The organism is Citrobacter sp. Cc139 (assembly GCF_030334645.1).
Lineage (GTDB): Bacteria > Pseudomonadota > Gammaproteobacteria > Enterobacterales > Enterobacteriaceae > Citrobacter > Citrobacter werkmanii.
The window spans coordinates 32,563-49,543 of record NZ_JAOWDM010000088.1 but is presented as its reverse complement, the minus strand read 5'-3'; the positions used below and the strand labels follow the sequence as shown (position 1 = coordinate 49,543).

At 51.6% G+C, this 16,981-nt stretch carries 17 protein-coding genes and 1 pseudogene; 10 read left to right on the top strand and 8 right to left on the bottom strand.

The features are described from left to right. Nucleotide 1: 1 nt before the first annotated feature. The 8 genes from OGV69_RS15860 to flgA form a co-directional block, all read right to left on the bottom strand. Nucleotides 2-1,270: an ATP-grasp domain-containing protein gene (locus OGV69_RS15860; RefSeq protein WP_069323856.1), complete on the bottom strand. Its 1,269-nt coding sequence runs from the start codon at nucleotides 1,268-1,270 to the stop codon at nucleotides 2-4. After that, nucleotides 1,267-2,382 carry a DegT/DnrJ/EryC1/StrS family aminotransferase gene (locus OGV69_RS15855; protein WP_069323857.1) on the bottom strand — a complete coding sequence of 372 codons (1,116 nt, stop codon included), beginning with the start codon at nucleotides 2,380-2,382 and terminating at the stop codon, nucleotides 1,267-1,269. Before OGV69_RS15855 ends, OGV69_RS15860 begins: the two co-directional genes overlap by 4 nt. Continuing rightward, entirely contained in the window at nucleotides 2,379-3,455 is a 1,077-nt protein-coding gene (locus tag OGV69_RS15850; RefSeq protein ID WP_069323858.1) for a glycosyltransferase family 2 protein, read from the bottom strand. The genes OGV69_RS15855 and OGV69_RS15850 overlap by 4 nt, the downstream gene beginning before the upstream one ends. A 31-nt stretch (nucleotides 3,456-3,486) precedes the next feature. Continuing rightward, nucleotides 3,487-6,048 carry a glycosyltransferase gene (locus OGV69_RS15845; protein ID WP_069323859.1) on the bottom strand — a complete coding sequence of 854 codons (2,562 nt, stop codon included), beginning with the start codon at nucleotides 6,046-6,048 and terminating at the stop codon, nucleotides 3,487-3,489. Between the two features lie 56 nt (nucleotides 6,049-6,104). Beyond that, nucleotides 6,105-7,049, bottom strand: coding sequence for a hypothetical protein (locus OGV69_RS15840; protein ID WP_038637614.1), 945 nt, complete (start codon nucleotides 7,047-7,049; stop codon nucleotides 6,105-6,107). A 135-nt stretch (nucleotides 7,050-7,184) separates the two neighbouring features. Beyond that, on the bottom strand, nucleotides 7,185-7,613 hold the full coding sequence (flgN, locus tag OGV69_RS15835; protein ID WP_038637617.1) for a flagellar protein FlgN: 429 nt from the start codon (nucleotides 7,611-7,613) through the stop codon (nucleotides 7,185-7,187). A gap of 12 nt (nucleotides 7,614-7,625) precedes the next feature. Beyond that, complete coding sequence (gene flgM, locus OGV69_RS15830) at nucleotides 7,626-7,913, bottom strand: flagellar biosynthesis anti-sigma factor FlgM (RefSeq protein ID WP_038643000.1); 288 nt, start codon at nucleotides 7,911-7,913, stop codon at nucleotides 7,626-7,628. A 99-nt stretch (nucleotides 7,914-8,012) separates the two neighbouring features. Next, a complete protein-coding gene (flgA, locus tag OGV69_RS15825) occupies nucleotides 8,013-8,780 on the bottom strand; it encodes a flagellar basal body P-ring formation chaperone FlgA (RefSeq protein WP_051594502.1) in 768 nt (255 codons plus the stop codon). An 82-nt stretch (nucleotides 8,781-8,862) separates the two neighbouring features. Here flgA and flgB point away from each other — a divergent pair, with 82 nt between their 5' ends. From flgB to flgK, 10 genes and pseudogenes are all read left to right on the top strand, one after another. After that, on the top strand, nucleotides 8,863-9,210 hold the full coding sequence (gene flgB / locus OGV69_RS15820; protein WP_042310529.1) for a flagellar biosynthesis protein FlgB: 348 nt from the start codon (nucleotides 8,863-8,865) through the stop codon (nucleotides 9,208-9,210). A 2-nt stretch (nucleotides 9,211-9,212) separates the two neighbouring features. Next, nucleotides 9,213-9,644 carry a flagellar basal body rod protein FlgC gene (gene flgC / locus OGV69_RS15815; RefSeq protein WP_006685942.1) on the top strand — a complete coding sequence of 144 codons (432 nt, stop codon included), beginning with the start codon at nucleotides 9,213-9,215 and terminating at the stop codon, nucleotides 9,642-9,644. Continuing rightward, complete coding sequence (locus OGV69_RS15810) at nucleotides 9,644-10,531, top strand: flagellar hook capping FlgD N-terminal domain-containing protein (RefSeq protein WP_038637623.1); 888 nt, start codon at nucleotides 9,644-9,646, stop codon at nucleotides 10,529-10,531. Before flgC ends, OGV69_RS15810 begins: the two co-directional genes overlap by 1 nt. 26 nt (nucleotides 10,532-10,557) lie before the next feature. Continuing rightward, a complete protein-coding gene (gene flgE / locus OGV69_RS15805) occupies nucleotides 10,558-11,760 on the top strand; it encodes a flagellar hook protein FlgE (protein WP_069323860.1) in 1,203 nt (400 codons plus the stop codon). A gap of 9 nt (nucleotides 11,761-11,769) precedes the next feature. Further along, a pseudogene (locus OGV69_RS15800) lies at nucleotides 11,770-12,507 on the top strand (flagellar basal body rod protein FlgF). A 30-nt stretch (nucleotides 12,508-12,537) separates the two neighbouring features. Next, complete coding sequence (gene flgG, locus OGV69_RS15795) at nucleotides 12,538-13,323, top strand: flagellar basal-body rod protein FlgG (protein ID WP_038637632.1); 786 nt, start codon at nucleotides 12,538-12,540, stop codon at nucleotides 13,321-13,323. A 56-nt stretch (nucleotides 13,324-13,379) separates the two neighbouring features. Beyond that, a complete protein-coding gene (flgH, locus tag OGV69_RS15790) occupies nucleotides 13,380-14,045 on the top strand; it encodes a flagellar basal body L-ring protein FlgH (protein WP_038643004.1) in 666 nt (221 codons plus the stop codon). A 13-nt stretch (nucleotides 14,046-14,058) separates the two neighbouring features. After that, nucleotides 14,059-15,180, top strand: a complete 1,122-nt coding sequence (locus OGV69_RS15785) for a flagellar basal body P-ring protein FlgI (protein WP_038637635.1) — start codon at nucleotides 14,059-14,061, stop codon at nucleotides 15,178-15,180. Nucleotides 15,181-15,188: 8 nt separating this feature from the next. After that, nucleotides 15,189-15,491 carry a rod-binding protein gene (locus OGV69_RS15780; RefSeq protein ID WP_110498852.1) on the top strand — a complete coding sequence of 101 codons (303 nt, stop codon included), beginning with the start codon at nucleotides 15,189-15,191 and terminating at the stop codon, nucleotides 15,489-15,491. Nucleotides 15,492-15,589: 98 nt separating this feature from the next. Beyond that, complete coding sequence (gene flgK / locus OGV69_RS15775; protein ID WP_069323861.1) at nucleotides 15,590-16,966, top strand: flagellar hook-associated protein FlgK; 1,377 nt, start codon at nucleotides 15,590-15,592, stop codon at nucleotides 16,964-16,966. Nucleotides 16,967-16,981: the final 15 nt, after the last annotated feature.

Sequence of the window (16,981 nt, the reverse complement as noted above, 5' to 3'; positions counted from 1 at the left end):
GTTATTCACATATTAATAGTTCGAGCATGCTGATGTCGAAGACAGGGAGGTCGGTGACCGAATTAACTTCCTGTCGTTCAGAGAAACTGTCGTCGATAAATATGGCGTCGGCCTCGTCAATGTAATCACTTTTCTTATCGTTTTTACCCAAGTGGGTAATGGTGTCAAAGAAATTGTTAATCCGCCGTTTCGCCAGTTCAGCATAAATGTCACCGGCATGACGCGTAATGAGATGAATTTTTATCCCGCGATTCAGACATTGGCAGAGAAAAGTGAAGACAGGCACGCAGAGTTTATCTTTGATGACGACGGTATCATCGTAGTCGATGTAGACATGTCGAAACGTGAAATTATGCGTATAGTGATTCGTTAAGCTACGTGTAATTTGCAGGTTTTTACTGAGCGGGTGCAATTTAACGTTTACCCGCATACTTTCGTACAACGTCAGCATGGCGAAATTAACGCCATTGGCACGATTAAGCGCCATTGTGCCTGCAATACGCGGCGCGACTTCCAGTAATGTCAAAGTACCTGAGGCAGAACGCTTCAACTGAAAAAACCATGCGCCGTGGAGCTGCAATTGCTGCGAAATAGCGCGAGCGTAAGCGTCCACTTCCGGCAGACTCACTAAGGTTGAGGTCATTGCAATACCGGCACGTATACGTGAGCGTATGCGAGGTTGGCAAAACAGTAATCCCTGAGCGCGATCGGAAAAACAATCAACCGTAAACTCTTCCCCACTTAAATATTCACAAACAATCAGATCATCTCTTTCTGCCTGTAATGATGCCAGCATGGCAGGGGTATCAACACGCGCTGTTCCCTGCGCACCCTGACCGCGATCTGGTTTAACAAAAACGGGCCATTGCTCTATCTCAGTAACGTCGTTAAAGATCTGCGGGGTGGGAATTGACTGTGTGAGAGCCTGATATGTTTTACTTTTAAAACGCGTAATCTGGCAGGTTTCTTGCGATGGGCAGAGTACCGTGGCAGACAGCGCATCCCGGTTTTCAGACAAGGCAAGAATGGCTTCATCATGTGCCGGGAAAATGTAATTAATGTTTTCTTGCAGCACTAATGCCTGCAATGTGGGTAACCAATTGCAATGCGTAACGTCAGGTACGATATGGTACTCGCTGGTGTAATGTCGGGCATGGCTATCGTAATCCGCCCCGGCTAAAACCAGATTTACGTTTTTTTCGTATCGTAGGGACAGGTAAATTTCTCTGCCAATTTCGGTCCCTGCAGGGAAGATAAGTACATTGATCATACTGTTATGAGCTCAATAATAGTGCTGAGTTCTTCGGGGGTCATATCAGGATAAATCGGCAGACACAGCACCTGTTCGGCGATTTGGTTCGCCACGGGCAGCGTCTCTTTATTGGCGCCAGACATGTTTTTGTACATGTTAAGATTCGACAGCAGCGGGTAGAAATAACGCCGTGTTAAAATGTTATGTTTTTTGAGATGATCGTATAACGCGTCTCGCGACATTTTATAGTCGGGGCGCACCAGGATCGGAAAATAACTGTAGTTACTCTTAAGATTGGCATTGCTGTCAGGTATAACGATCCCTTGCGTATTGGCGAGTTGCTCTCGATAACAGCGAGCGATTTTTTGGCGCCTGGCTATCGCCTCATCAATATAATTTAATTGCAAGAGACCAAAAGCCGACTGGATTTCATTCATTTTTCCATTGATGCCTGGCGCGACAACGGTTAACTCGTCAGCAATACCAAAGTTTTTCAGGTAATCGATCCGTTGTTTTGTTTTTTTATCGTAACTGACGATGGCGCCACCCTCAAAAGTATTGAACACTTTTGTTGCATGGAAGCTGAGGACCGAAAGATCGCCATGACGTAGAATGCTTCCGCCGCAATCTTCTACTGCAAAAGCATGTGCCGCATCATAAATGACGGGAATACCATAATTATTGGATATTTTTTCTATTTCAGTGGTGTTACAGCTTTGGCCGTAGACATGCACCGGCATAATTAACCCTGTTTTCGGGGTAATGGCCGATTCAATCAGGTGCGGGTTGATATTAAAGCTGTGTGGTTCAATATCAACAAATACTGGCGTTAATTGGTTCCACAGAATGCTATGAGTCGTGGCAACAAAAGAATAAGGGGTGGTAATGACCTCGCCTTTAATTCTCAGCGTTTGCATTGCAGCAATTAACGCGATAGTCGCATTACAAAACAGTGAGATATAAGGAACGTTCAAGTAAGACGCTAACCTTTCCTCTAACAGTTGATGCATGACGCCATTATTGGTTAACTGCTTACTTGACCAAATCTCTTGCAGATACGGCATAAACTCCTCGAGTGGAGGCAAGAAAGGTTTGGTGACCGTAATAAGGTTATGATCTGCTTGTTTCATTGCTGAGGGTCCTGAGGGAATTTTTCACTAATCTGTTGATAGTGTTCTGGCAGTCTGGTTTTCAGACTGGTAAGGAGCGTGCTTCTGATCTTCTTATCAGTAATACTTTTTAACGCGGCAAAATATAATTGAGGTAATATTTCCAGGCGACTATCACAATAGATGATGGCCTGAACAATATGATATTGTGCTTTGCTGACGTCTTTATGGTGAATGGCCACGATAAAACCCTGGAAATGTAGCAAGGGGTCGGTTGGCTGTTTAAGCAGCAGTTCGTCAATATCTTCTTTGATCAGCGTATGGTCGGGATGAGCATACTGCTTCCAGCGGCTGTTCATCGCGTCTACCCAGGCCTCTTCATGTTTCCACTGATTAAGGATCATCATCCGGTTTTGGTACATTAATTTGCTGTTATCTTTTCTGTACCAGGTGTTGTTGTCATGGCGACGGTAGTAAGCCACTAAACGTCGGGATGAAATAAAATGCCCCTGGCGGGAAAGTTTCAGAAACATATCCCAGTCTTCCTGTACCAGTTCAGGATCGGAGCGTTCTAACTTCAGATACGCCTCGCGGCGGATTAACGATCCGATATAAAGACTGAGATTGCCAGATACCAGAAGATGATGAAAAACATCGCCATCAAGGAATATGTCGCTGTAGGGAAAACGCGAGCCATCAGGCATGATGACCTCAATGGCGCTATAGCACATGACGCAATGTGGATTTTTCTCGAGAATATTAACCTGATGGGAGATTTTGGTGCGGACGATAAGATCATCAGAGTCGACGACAGCAATATATTTACCCGAGGCCATATTCATTGCCTCGATGATCGGTTTATCACCAATTTTATTTTTCTGCGAATAATAGTTAGTTTCGCGTAGGATCGTTTTGCAATTATATTTCCGTTGATATTTTTTAATGATATCAACAGACCGATCGGTAGACGCATCATCGACGATGATCACTTCGATATTTTTCCACGTCTGGTTAAAGACGCTATCCAGCGCCTCTTCAAGGAAAGCATCGTGGTTATAACTGGTGACGATAATACTCACTAAAGGCGTTGGCATAGATTCATCTCTGGCGACAATTACTGTGTTATCAACTAAATAACTTCTGTTGCAGGCTTATCAGCAACGTATTGCTGTGTTGTTGGGGCGACGCCTCGATGAGGTTTACGATTTCCTGAGCTGCCCTTTTCCCCGCCTGTCCATCCATAAATGCATCACAATAGTGGCGGCGAATCTCAGCTAACGGCGTTTCCAACGCAGCCCAATCAAACGCGTCGGAGAGCGCGTTGCGTAACGCCTGTATATCCTGAGCCACCGGGAGAATGTCACGGATACGTTGATCGGCACTGTCAGGGGTAGAGAAACTTTGTTGTCCATCCAATAGCGAAGCCATACCTGGCCAGCTCAGTAAAATGACGCGTTTATTCATATGAATAGCGTCAAAAATAAAGCCGCTGCTGTCCGTCAGGATGTAATCTGCTTGTGCAATAAGCGCCAGCAGATGCTGTGGGTCGTCGAGTCTGTTCTTTAAATAGCGCTGCGCCAGCGCCAGAGAGGCGGTTTCCTCCGGTCTGTGAAGGGTGCCATGATGCAATTTAGTGACGATATTATATTCATGGCTTAAGCGACCGAGCTGTTCCGCCCAATGGGGCAGCGAGCTTAGCGCGCCATAGGTAGGGGCATACAGAATGGTCTGTTTTTTCGCATTGAGCTTCAGGCTGCTTGGCAACGTATTATCAAAAGTGTGGTTGTGCCACTCATCGAAGCGGGGATTGCCGACCACTTTTGCACTGCCGCCAATATCAAGCGCGTGCTGGCTATAGTGGCTGTAGCACAGGATGCGATGATAAAAAGCGTTCCACCAGGCATGGTTCCACTCTTCTTTCGCCAGGCCATACATGGCACGCACATGGGTATCCGCCAGCCCGTTTAGCAACGGCGTGTAGTAAGGGCTTACCAGGCATTTGAAACGCTGGCGTTGCTCAATGACCGTAGAAAGGCGTGTTCCGCCCAGCGCGGAGTCGTTAATGGTTTTAATCGTCGCTGTCATTTCATCCAGAAACGACTTGTGTATTTTGTCACTCACCAACAACGAGCAAGAATGGCCCATCGCCTGAAGCGCGCTAATAATGGGGCGGTACACCGTGTAATGCAGCGATGTTTCCATATAGAAGCCAATGGCATCGATATGAGTGGAAGTTGACGGTTGCGAGTTGCTTACCAGCGCGTTGACGGTCTCGGGTTTTTTATTAATTTTATTGAAGTAGTAGCCGATGTTATCGGTTTCTTTCTTTTCGATATCGCTATATCCCGCACGCTGATAACAAATGCTCGGATAACACGAGAGCCATTTTCCTTCACGTAGCAGCGGTTGCCATTGCCCTTCGAGGGTGTCGGAGAGGTCATGCTCCATTTGCTGAGCCAGCGTCGGGTAATAGCGGCTGTTTACCAGATAGGCGCAAACTTTATTGCAGTCGCGGGCATGGATCATGCCCTGCAGGCTTTTCAGTTCGCTGCCTTGCTTAATTTCTCCGCCGAGGATGACCACTTCCCACGGAAAACTAGGTAACGCGCTCAGGAGCGAATTGAGTACCCGAATATGCTTTTCCTGCTTGAGGATCACGCTGTCATCTTCAAGTAACAGGTAATTTTTCCAGCCCTGACGCTGCGCCAGTTGCAGCGCCTGCATATGGGACTGACGGCGACCAATCTGGCCATTGGTTGCTACTAATGCGGCCAGTCGGGTAACTTTTTCCGCGGGGAAATTAAGAAACGACAGCTCTTGCTGGATGTGCGCTAAACGATCCGGGCGCGAATCCAGATTCACGATCACCACCTGATCAATGTAATCCCAGCGGATCGGTTGATGATGCGTGGCGTTATGCAGGCTTTGATACCAGTTTTTTAGCATTGGGTCGGTAACCGCCTGTGCCAGCGTGGTTTCCTGCGGCTCGCTGCTTCCCAATACAAAGTCTTTATCGAACGTATTTTGGCTATGCGAGATACAAATGATGGTGCGCTCGCCCGGCAATTGCAGTGGATTCACGGTGAATTGATTGGTGAATCCTTCTTCTTCGCCTAAGTTACATTCATCATCGTAACGGTGCTTTTTCAAATAATTGCGATGGTAGCAAAAGGTGCCGTTGAGAATGTTTTGCGGGCCAAAGCTGCGGCTTTTAAACAAGCGGTTGATATGGCTATACCAGATGGGGATTTGATCGGAACCCGAAATCAACGCCCGATGACGTTGCATCATGTCGATGGTGTAAGAGATCTTATCCGCCGGATAATAGTCATCGTCATCCATACACAGAATATATTCACCTAACGCCAGCGCATTGAGCATATTCCGCTTTCTGCCCAGCGTCAGTTTTTCCGGATGATAGATATAACGAATATTAAATTTCTCCGGGTGATTCTGCGTCAGCCTGTCAATGACCGACTGATGGCTTTGCGGGGAATCATCGAGGATCACCAGCTCCCGGCGGTCGGCAGGGTAATCCTGGTAGCGGAACATATACAGTAAATAGGGTAAGAAAGCGGCGCGGTTCCACGTTGGGGTAATGACGCTGACAAACGGTTTTTCACGGCCAGTTTCCAGCGTTTTGACAATGCCGGTCAGGGCGGAACGAGCTTTAGAGGTTTCAGGCATGGTGATGTGTATTCGCGGTTCGAAAAAGGACCGGGCATTCACCCGGTCAACAGGTGCTAACGTGTAATCAGGGAAAACGCCGAGAGCAGAGGGTCTCCCGGCAATATGTTCACAATATGCTGGCGCAGCGAGATGGCATGCTCGCTATTGCGCCACGCTTCAAACAGCGCGAAAAGGGCATAAATTTCGTCGTGGCTTAATGCGGAACCGTCCAGTGTCCACAGGCAAAACAGTGTACGAATCATAAAGACGTCAGCGACCAGCCAGAAGAAACGCAGGAGCGCGCTTTCATCGTCATGTTGCGGGAAGGTATCGTGATAAAGGCGATAAATCAGATAGTTACTGAAAATCCAGGCATCCTGCGCGAAATAGCGCTCCCAGGTCATTAACCACTGATCATGCAATTGCTGTTGGAGCAAGGCTTCACTGTTAGCATCTTGCAGCATCAGCAGGCTTACCTGCAGGGGCAAGGTCAGCTTACGCGCGCTTTCCGGCAACAGTTCCCAATTGAAATCGCAGTTGCCCATTTGGGTGATCATTTCCCGCTGCAACTGGGGCAGACTGGGCAGTTGTGCGAATTGCTCCTGCAGTTTTCCACTTTGCGCATGATCAGCCAGCACCTGCGGTAGCGAAGCCAGCTTTTCCAGCGTCGCATCGCTACTGTCTGGGCATTTCTCACAAAAAGAGAGCATGATGCCCAGCGCATAGAGGCGCAGCTCCGGTGACAAGCCTGGCAGGGTAATGGTATTCAGAGCAGATTGATTCAATACCTGATCGCGTGGGGATAACGTCGGGCTGTCAGGGGCGGCCGCACATTTTGAATGATGCAAGACAAAGGCATTGGGATCGCCTAATGCAGCCTGGCAGCTGGCCGGATCGGTTAAGACCAGACTCTGACGAACTTCCGTTTTCCAGCGCACGTTGACCAGTAAAGCGGAATCCGGATGGTGGGATAAAAACAACCGGACAAAGTCAGGCTCGTAACAATCAATCATACTCATAATGTGTTCTCAGTAATCCCAATGTTCAAAATCTGGCTATGACAGTGCAATATCCATGCCTGAATTTTAATTGTAATTATATCAATTGGTTAGATGAGGCGCGGAAAGTCGGTTTCCGCGTCAGGGAAGGAAGTTTTAGCGCTGGTAAATAAAATCGGGCTCAGTGCCTAAAAAAGCCTGAATAAATTCATACTGGCGGATCAGCAGATCGCCGTTTTTTTCGTTGTACATCTTGCAGCGTTTCGCTTTTTGCTCAAGGCTTTGCCACCAGCCCTCTGCGGCAGTTTTCTGCACGCCCGGCAGCCAGCTAAAGACCTGTTCTATCCCTGCACGATTGACGCTTACGCCCAGCAGTTGCAGGAGCGACCGGCGCTGTTGGCTGCTGTTTTGCAACTGCTCATAATGCTGTTGAATAAGTTCATTGACGGCCAGTAGTTCGTCGCTGTCGCGACGGATCATACACAGACGTTGTTGTTCCAACTGGTGTCTGAGCGCGTCATACCGCGTCCCGTCCTCGCGGATGCCCTGAAGCAGAGTTTTCACCTGCTGTAGCCTGGTACTCACTGTTGTAGCCTCTTATTTCTGGAAAAAGCTGAGCATGTCCCCAGCCAGTTGATCGGTATCAACCTGCAAATCGCCTGAGGCCAGCATGGCCTGCATTTGCGCCACTTTGTCGTAATCAACGTCACTTTGCGTATCACTGTTCAGCGTTTGCTGCGCCGTTTGTAATCCCGCCTGAGTAATATCGTCGGCGGAAAGCGATGCGGAACTGGACGCGCTCGTCTGCACGCTGCTCTTGTCTGCACGCGCCTGTTCGGTTGTCGATGCAGGGCGATTGCCTGGCAGAGTTGGGGTAATTTTCATAGCAACCTCGTACATATTCCGTTGGGTTGGTTATCTGTTATTGGCTAAAAGCGACGGCAATAGAGGAAAACTTTAATCCCATCACAAAAAATCCCCGCACTATTCCGCCGTCAGCGTGGTGACCACGCCGGTATCGTCCACCATCCCGCTAATGATCCGCTGGCTGCTGCTGTTGCGAATTTTTATCACATCCCCTTTACGACCATTCTTCAACGCCACGCCCGGCATTGAGGCGGTGATCCCGGCCATGTGGGAGACGATCATCACCGGCTGGTCGCGTTTGACCAGTACGGGCAGTACCAGCTCGCTACGGGTAATCGGTTTGCCCGGTTGCAGGGCGCGCTTGCTGGTGAGACCAATCGCCTCATCGATATTCGTCATCAACCCTTCGCGCTGGTTGCTGATATTGAATTTTTTAAGCTGCAGGTCGTCGGCGGTGATTACCGTATCTCGCGCAATCAACGACTTTGGCATGACCACCGGAATCGACACATCGGGGCGTACCGCCACGTTAAATTGCCAGCCATTGCTGCCCGGACAACTGACCACAAAGTTCATTCGTGACAGGACCATCTCCGGTGATGTGCTTGAGGTAACCTGCGGCGCCGACGCGCATAGCGCGCTGGTACTCACGGCGGAGGGAATATAAATATTGAACGTGTAGCGATAGTCCCGCCACTGCTGTTTGCGCGCCAGCGCGTCAATTTCATGACTGGCGGCATCGAGAACCCGCGCGTTGATCTGTTCCCGGGCGCTGTGCTGAATGGGATGGACGGCGGCATGTGCGGGTAAGCCACAGCATATAGCCAGCATCATTTCCACGGCAAAGAGGAAAGAGGGCTTCCTTCTGTGAGGGTGTCTTTTCATAAAGTCATTTCTCATCAATCACTTAAAAGTTGGCATGCATATTGCTAATAACAGCGATATCTACGCAGGAGTGATGCAAGAAATGGGAATCAGTTTTCAGCAGGCATTGGGTGTACATCCGCTGGCAGTGAAGTTACGTCTTGAGAGGACCGAGCTACTGACTGCGAATCTGGCAAACGTCGATACACCAAATTTCAAAGCCAAAGATATTGATTTTGCCGCCGAGATGCAACGGGCAAGTCGTACAAATGTTCCGCCCGAGGTTGACGTGAAATACCGTGTGCCGATGCAGCCTTCAGAGGATGGCAATACCGTAGAGCTGAATACCGAGCAGGCCCGGTTTTCACAAAATAGTATGGATTATCAAAGCAGTCTGACTTTTTTGAATCTGCAACTTAGCGGCATCAAAGAGGCCATTGAAGGGAAATAACCATGTCGTTTACTGATATTTACCAGATTTCCGGTTCGGCGATGACGGCGCAAACCATCCGTCTGAATACCGTCGCCAGCAACATGGCGAATGCGGAATCTCCTGCCAGCAGCGAGGCGCAGGCCTATAAGGCGCGCAGCCCGGTTTTTGCTGCGGTTTACAACAATAGCCTGATAGGGGGACATAACCGTCACGCCATTGATGGCGCCAGCGTACAAGTGCAGGACGTCATGCAAAGCGGCGGGGCGGTAAAGCGTTATGAGCCGCATCATCCAATGGCGGATCAGAACGGTTTTGTCTGGTACCCGGACGTCAACGTGGTCGAGCAAATGGCTGACATGATGTCCGCATCACGTGATTTTGAAACCGACGTTGATGTGCTGAATAACGTCAAAAGTATGCAGCAAAGCTTACTCAAACTGGGAGAAGTGTAATGAATACCCTGGCTCTGTATGCCCAATCTCAGGCGCTGGCTTCTTCTCAGGAGAAGATGACGGCGGTTGCTGAAAATAACGTCGGCGCCACGGCGCAAAGCACTAATGTGGGAGACAGCAGTTCTTCGACAACGTCGTCAACGACGGATACCAGCGACACCAGCAGCACCACAACAACCACCACGTCCACCGAAACCTCGGCGGTCGACACGTTTCTGACGCTGTTTGTGGCTGAAATTGAAAACCAGGACCCGACCGATCCCACCGATCCTACGGCCTATATCGATCAGCTCTCCTCAATGGCGCAGGTGGCGATGATGGAAGAGATGAGCGTCCAGGCCAACACCAATGCCGTGCTGATGAGCAACATCCAGGTGATGGCGCTGGGAAATATGGTCGGCGACGACATTATGGTGCAAACCACCTCGCTGGATATCGAAGACAACAGCAAGGCGATCCAGGGGCGCGTCACGTTGGATGACAGTTGTACCGATGTGGATCTGCACTTTACCGATGAAGCGGGTGATGACTACACCGTGTCGCTGATTCCGGAAGGTGAAACCTCCGTCGGACCCGGCCAGGTGGACTTCGACATCAATCCTGCGGATTACGGCATCCCGCCGGGCGATTACAGCGTTTCCGTGGTGACCAATACCGGGGAAGAGGAAGTGCCGATCGAGGTGACGGGCCAGGTGGAAGATGTGCGTATTCCGCTTGATGGCAGCACGCCGGTGCTCAACGTTGACGGCGTTGGCGAAGTGCCATTCACCATGATCACCCAGTTTGGCGTACCGGACAGCACCGACGGAACCAGCGGTTCCGATGACACCACGCCGCCAGATACTGACGACGGAAGCGATAACGCCAACAGCAATATGGTGCTCTGATTTAGTTAATATTACAGGAAGAAACAATGAGTTATGAAATTGCAGCGACGGGGCTAAACGCCGTCAACGAACAACTGGACGGCATCAGTAACAACATCGCTAACTCCGGTACGGTGGGTTATAAATCAATGACCACCCAGTTCTCCGCCATGTACGCCGGGACGCAGGCGATGGGCGTGAGCGTGGCCGGTTCCGCACAAAGTATCTCCACCGGTGGCTCGATGGTTTCAACCGGCAACGCGCTGGATTTAGCCATTAACGATGATGGTTTTTTCGTCATGTGCGATAGCGCAGGGAATATTTCCTATACGCGTGCCGGCTCTTTTGTGACCGATAAAAACGGCTATATCGTCAATGCGTCCGGTGATTACCTGCAAGGTTATCCGGTTGATGACAGCGGCACGCTGCAAACCGGTACCGTCACTGACATCCAGATTAAAACCGGCAACATCCCGGCGCAGGCCACCGATAGCATGACCTTCACGGCAAACTTTGACGCCAGTGATGAAACGATCGATCGCACCAGCGTACCGTTTGACGCGAACAACAGCGATACCTATACCGACAGCTACACCACCACTGTGTATGACTCGCTGGGTAACGAACACTCGGTTAGCCAGTATTTTACCAAAACCGCCGATAACACCTGGGAAGTACAGTACACCTTTGATGGTGAGGTGCAGAGCGGCGTCCCACCGACCACGCTGACCTTCGACCCAAATACCGGCAAGCTGACATCGCCAACAACACCGCAAACCATCACGTTCACTACTGATGACGCTGCGCCGATTTCGATGACCATTGATTACTCAGACTGTACTCAGTACGGCTCTGATTTCTCGGTGACAACCAACTCCGCAACCGGTTATGCCTCGGCAACGCAGAACGGCGTGCAGGTGGATGATGACGGTAAAGTTTACGCCACCTACAGCAACGGCGAACGCATGCTGCAGGGGCAGGTCGTGCTCGCTACCTTCCCGAATGAGAACGGACTGGAAGCGGTAAGCGGCACCGCCTGGGTACAGACGGGCGAATCCGGCACGCCGCTAATTGGTACGCCTGGCTCCGGCTCTTGCGGCACGCTCTCCTCCGGCATGCTCGAAAGCTCCAATGTGGATATTACCAACGAACTGGTCAATCTCATGACCGCCCAGCGTAATTACCAGGCGAACACTAAGGTGATTTCGACCAGTACGCAGTTGGATCAGGCTCTCTTCCAGGCGATGTAAGGCTAAGAAATGGATCGGTTGATTTATACCGCACTCAGCGGAGCCACCCAGACGCTGCTCGAGCAGCAAATTAGCGCCAATAACCTCGCCAACGTTAACACCAATGGTTTTCGCGCGGATATGGCGATGGCGAGCAACGACAAAGTAAAAGGCGGTGGTTTTGATACGCGTTTTATGGCGAAGGAGAGTCCCAGCGGCGTCAATGACAGCACTGGCGTGGCGGAAAAAACCGAACGTCCGCTTGATGTTGCTATTCAGGGACCCGGCTATATCGCCGTGCAGGATAAAGCGGGAAACGAGGTGTACACCCGTAACGGCAATATTCAGCAGGACGATCAGGGGCAACTGACCATCGACGGTAACGTGGTGCTCGGGGATAACGGCCCGATTATTTTACCGCCAAACGCGATTGCCTCTTTCGGCAGCGACGGCACGCTCTCCGTCACGCCTGACGATGGCGATGTTACTGCAACGATGGATATCGATCGCCTGAAGCTGGTGGATATTCCGGTCGCCAATCTGGCGAAAAATAGCTAGGGGATGCTGGTGACGGCGGACGGCGTACCGGCGCAGCGCGATGAGAACATCAAAGTGAGCGGCGGCTTTCTGGAAGGCAGTAACGTGTCTGCGGTGAGCGAAATGATGTCATCTATCGCGATGAACCGTCAGTTTGAAGCGCAAATCAAGATGATGAAAACGGCTGAAGATCTCAGCGACTCAGGCAACAGGCTGCTACGCGGCTCCTGAGTCGTAGCCTTTAATCAGGGATAAAGTTTTATGAATGCAGCGTTATGGATCAGTAAAACCGGCCTGTCGGCGCAGGATGCTGAGATGAGTGCGATTGCCAACAACATCGCCAACGTCAATACCACGGGCTTTAAGCGCGACCGCGTGATGTTCCAGGATCTGTTTTATCAGACTCAGGAAGCGCCGGGCGCCATGCTCGATCAAAACAACATCATGCCGACCGGAATGCAGTTCGGTAGCGGTGTTCGTATTGTGGGAACGCAAAAAACCTTCACCGAAGGGAATGTAGAAACCACCGACAATACGATGAACGTGGCCATCATGGGGCAGGGGTTCTGGCAGGTGCAAAAAGCCAATGGGGATATCGCTTATACCCGTGACGGCAATATGCAGGTTAACGCTGATGGCGTGCTGACCAACTCCCAGGGTTTGCCGTTACAGCCGGAAATTGATGTGCCAGCGGGTTCAACCAGCGTGTCATTTGCTTCCGATGGTACGGTGAGCGCGATTTTACCCGGCGACAGCGATCCCACCGAACTGGGACAGCTAACGCTGGTGAATTTCGCCAACCCGGCCGGGCTTTCAGCCGAAGGCGACAACCTGTATCTGGAAACGGCGGCCAGCGGTCAACCGACGGAAGGTATTCCGGGGGAAGATGGTCTGGGAACGTTACAGGATAAAGCACTGGAAGGCTCGAACGTGGACATCGTCAACGAAATGGTGGCGATGATCACCGTACAGCGCGCCTATGAGATGAACGCCAAAATGGTCTCTGCGGCAGACGATATGCTGCAGTTTATTAGTCAGACACTGTAACTCAAGAATGTGAAATGCCGGATGGTACAGCGCCATCCGGCAGAAATAGGCAGAACGTGAAAAATTATCTCTGGCTGATGGTACTGCTTCCCCTGTTAAGCGGGTGCGAATCGCAGGCCCTCCTGGTCAAAAAAAATGACGAATTCTTTGCTCCTCCCAAAACGGAAGCGCCGCCAACGGCGGATGGTCGCGCGGGGGGCGTGTTTGAAACGGGGTATAACTGGTCGCTGACGGCGGACCGCCGCGCCTATCGCGTGGGCGATATCCTGACCGTGATGCTGGAAGAATCCACCCAGTCGAGCAAACAGGCGAAAACCAATTTCGGTAAGAACAATACCGTCGACATCGGCGCGCCGACGCTGTTCGGACATACCAAAGATAACCTTTCCGCTTCCGTGGACGCCAATCGTGACTTCAACGGGACGGCGACCTCGCAGCAGCAAAACAGTTTGCGCGGTGAAATTACGGTATCGGTACACTCGGTACAGTCGAACGGTATCCTGGAAATTCGCGGTGAAAAATGGCTCACCCTTAACCAGGGCGATGAGTACATTCGCCTGAGTGGCCTGGTGCGCGCCGATGACATTCAGAACGACAACTCCGTCTCATCGCAGCGTATTGCGGATGCACGCATCTCCTACGCGGGCCGTGGCGCATTGAGCGATGCCAATGCGGCGGGCTGGCTGACGCGTCTGTTTAACCATCCTCTCTTCCCGATCTAAGCAGGATTTTGATATGCAACACTTAAGCGGGCGCTGGATGAACGCGTTAAACGGCATCGTTATCGCCCTGAGCCTGGCGCTGCCAGGTACCACGCAGGCGCAATCTCTGGAATCGCTGGTTAACGTCCAGGGGGTCAGGGAAAACCAACTCGTCGGCTACAGTCTGGTGGTCGGTCTGGACGGAACCGGGGATAAAAACCAGGTCAAATTCACCAACCAGACAATTACCAACATGCTGCGCCAGTTTGGCGTACAACTGCCGAGCAAAATCGATCCGAAGGTGAAGAACGTTGCGGCGGTGGCGGTCAGCGCGACGCTACCGCCCATGTACTCGCGTGGGCAGACCATTGACGTCACGGTCTCGTCGATCGGCGATGCCAAAAGCCTGCGCGGCGGCACACTCTTGCTCACCCAATTACACGGCGCGGATGGCGAGGTTTATGCCCTTGCGCAAGGGAGCGTGGTGGTCGGCGGGATGAACGCGACCGGAGCCAGCGGCTCCAGCGTCACCGTGAATACCCCCACCGCCGGGCTGATACCGAACGGCGCGTCGGTAGAACGGGAAATTCCCAGCGACTTCCAGATGGGGGACACCATTACGCTCAATCTGAAACGCCCCTCCTTTAAAGATGCCAATAACATTGCCGCGGCGATCAACGCGTCGTTTGGCGGCATTGCGACGGCGCAAAGCTCGACCAACGTTATCGTCCGCGCGCCAACCAGCCCCGGCGCGCGCGTGGCCTTCATGTCTCAGTTAGATGACGTCCAGGTGCAGGCGGAAAAAGTCCGCGCCCGCGTGGTGTTTAACTCGCGTACCGGTACGGTCGTTATGGGCGATGGTATCGCCCTGCATGCGGCGGCGGTATCGCACGGCAGTCTGACGGTTTCCATCAATGAAAGCAGCAACGTCAGCCAGCCGAACGCTTTTGCCGGTGGCCGTACGGCGGTGACGCCGCAAAGCAATATTTCGGTGAATCATGCCCGTCCGGGGATGATCAGTCTGCCAGAGTCCAGCAGCCTGAAAACGTTGGTCAACGCGCTCAATAGCCTGGGGGCAACGCCGGACGACATTATGTCTATTTTGCAGGCCCTGCATGAAGCCGGCGCGCTGGATGCCGATCTGGAGGTGATTTAATGGCCGACATCAAGGTGAATCATAGCGGGGGCATTGACGGTAGCGATGCGTTAATGGGCCCCAAAATCAAAGATAACGATTTGCAGAAAGCTGCCCAGCAATTCGAAGCCATCTTCTTACGCAACATGCTGAAAGAGATGCGTAAAACCAATGAGATCTTCGACTCAAAAGATAACCCGTTTAACAGCGACTCGGTACGCATGATGCAGGGATTTTATGACGATCAGCTGTGCAACAGTCTTGCCCAACAGCACGGCATTGGCATTGCGGAGATGATCGTCAAACAGCTCTCCCCTCATCACCAAGGATAAAGGTTGCGCGGCGGCTTAAGAACTGCGGTTTTTTCGCCGCTCTTAATCGGCAAGGTTGTTAATGACAGACCGGGTAACTGACCGGCGAGGACGCTTTGATGGATATGATTAACATTGGCTACAGCGGCGCATCGACTGCGCAGGTGGAGCTTAACGTAACGGCGCAGAACACCGCCAACGCGATGACTGACGGTTATACCCGGCAGGTTGCCATCACCAGTACCATTGGCGCGAGTTCCGGTTCAGCGAACAGTGCGGGTAACGGTGTGCAGGTTGACAGTATTCGCCGGGTCTCAAACCAGTATCAGGTTAACCAGGTCTGGTATGCCGCCAGCGATTATGGCTATTACAACACCCAGCAAGAGTATTTAACGCAGTTGGAAACCGTCCTCAGCGATGATAACAGCAGCCTGAGCGGGGGATTTGATAACTTTTTTGCCGCGCTAAACGAAGCCACCACCAGCCCGGATGATTCCGCCCTGCGTGAGCAGGTGATCAGCGAGTCCGGCGCGCTGGCGCTGCGCGTGGATAACACCCTCGATTACATCGACTCGCAAAGCAGTGAGATCGTCAGCCAGGAGCAGGCGATGGTGGCGCAGGTGAACACCCTGACTACCGGTATTGCCAGTTATAACCAGCAAATTGCGGAAGCTGAAGCCAACGGCGATAACGCTTCGGCGCTGTATGACGCCCGCGATCAGATGGTGGAAGAGTTGAGCGGCATTATGGACGTTCAGGTCAATATCGATGATGAAGGCAACTATAACGTCACGCTGCAAAACGGTCAGCCATTGGTCAGCGGGCAGGAGAGTTCCACCATCGAACTGGATACCAACGCCGATGGCACGCAGAGTATGTCGTTAACGTTTGCCGGAACTACCTCATCCATGAACACCGATACCGGCGGCTCGCTGGGCGCGCTGTTTGATTATCAGAATGAGGTGCTGACGCCGCTGACGGGAACGATTAACAGCATAGCGGAGCAATTTGCCGATGCGGTTAACACCCAACTGGCGCAGGGCTACGATTTGAACGGAAATCCCGGTGAACCGCTGTTTATTTATGATGAAAACTCATCGGATGGCCCGCTGGAGGTAAACCCTGATATCACCGCCGATGAACTGGCGTTTTCCAGCTCGCCGGACGAAAGCGGCAACAGCGATAACCTGCAGGCGCTGATCAACATCTCAACCGAACCGCTGGAAATTGAAGGACTCGGTAGCGTAACCGTGGGCGAAGCCTGTTCATCGATCATCAGCAATATTGGTATCTACAGCCAGCAAAACCAGACGGAAGCCGAAGCCGCAGCGAACGTGTACTCCGAGGCACAGAACCAGCAGAGCAGCGTGAGCGGCGTCAGCATGGATGAAGAAGCGGTCAACCTTATTACCTACCAACAGATTTACGAGGCTAACCTGAAAGTCATCTCAACAGGTGCTGATATTTTCGATTCTGTGCTGGAAATGTGTAGCTAACCGGAAGGGGAATGA